2 pseudogenes are annotated in these 1,095 nt (G+C 37.0%); both read left to right on the top strand.

The window, feature by feature from the left end:
• Positions 1-246: 246 nt before the first annotated feature.
• Positions 247-465: pseudogene (locus tag JMY01_RS14360) on the top strand (TetR/AcrR family transcriptional regulator); the annotation flags it as partial.
• A 357-nt stretch (positions 466-822) separates the two neighbouring features.
• A pseudogene (locus JMY01_RS14355) lies at positions 823-945 on the top strand (thioesterase family protein); the annotation flags it as partial.
• Positions 946-1,095: the final 150 nt, after the last annotated feature.

Below are 1,095 nucleotides of genomic sequence, written 5' to 3'. Positions count from 1 at the left end.
AGGTTGTTGGACACTAAATAAAACTAGAGAAAGAGGAGAAAGAAGGTTTATTAGAATAAGACTTAGATTGATTAAAATGATAAAATATGGCAAATCTGATGCGGCTTGCTGGCTTTATATACGTATGATCATGTGCTATTACAAACGCTATAGTAAAGTCAGACTATTGATACTTCGTAAGCATCATTCGCAATGATTAGAACCTGTCAAACATACTAAAATAACTTTTATAAGAGTGAGTCATTTATGATTGACTCTTTTTTAATACATAGAGGTCCTAACAGCATGGATTTAACAAAAAAGAATCCAAGTCAACCCAACAAACTCACTGCTCAAGACTGGTTAGATATCGCTGAGTCTGAACTGGCCAAATCTGGTATCTCTGCAGTTAGAGTTGAGCCGCTTGCCAAAAAGCTAAAAGTCACCAAAGGAAGTTTTTACTGGCATTTTAGTAGTCGAAAAGAGCTGTTTGAAAAACTATTATCAAACTGGCGCACTCGCTCAACAGTTGCCATTATCGAGCGTTTAAGTGATATAGAGTTAACGCCAAAAGAACGACTAAGAAAACTCTTCTTAATTCCGTATAAACGTCATAGCAAAACTAATGCTGCAGCGCTAGAGCTAGCCATTCGCAATTGGTCACAAAACGATAAAGCGGTGCAAGAAATTCTGAATGAAGTTGATAGTCATCGCCTCACTTTTATTGCGATGATTTTTGAAAACTTGGGTTACGAAAAAGAACAGGCAGAAATAAGAGCATCACGGTTTTATTACACCATGCAAGGTATATCCGTAGTCAATGTGCACAAAGAAGAAGCCCATATTGAAGCAGTACAACAGTACGGTAATGACGGTATTGGTATAACCAGCGCAGTCTTACATGATGTACACGGACCTTTTGGTCGTAGTGAGCAAATCCTTACCCTTCGTCAGATTCCGCGTTAAATTTGGGCTATACAAAAATGTTATGAAATAGAGATAACAACCGTCGCATAATGATTACTAGATATTCTAATGAAACTTAACTAAATTGCCATTATGCGATGGTGGCTTAAATAGATGACATCATTGCTAATGACTCTATTCATAAAAGCA

Source organism: Psychrobacter sp. H8-1 (genome assembly GCF_904846575.1).
GTDB lineage: Bacteria > Pseudomonadota > Gammaproteobacteria > Pseudomonadales > Moraxellaceae > Psychrobacter > Psychrobacter fulvigenes.
Note: the sequence above shows the minus strand (reverse complement) of the source record. Positions and strands in the feature narration are given on the sequence as shown.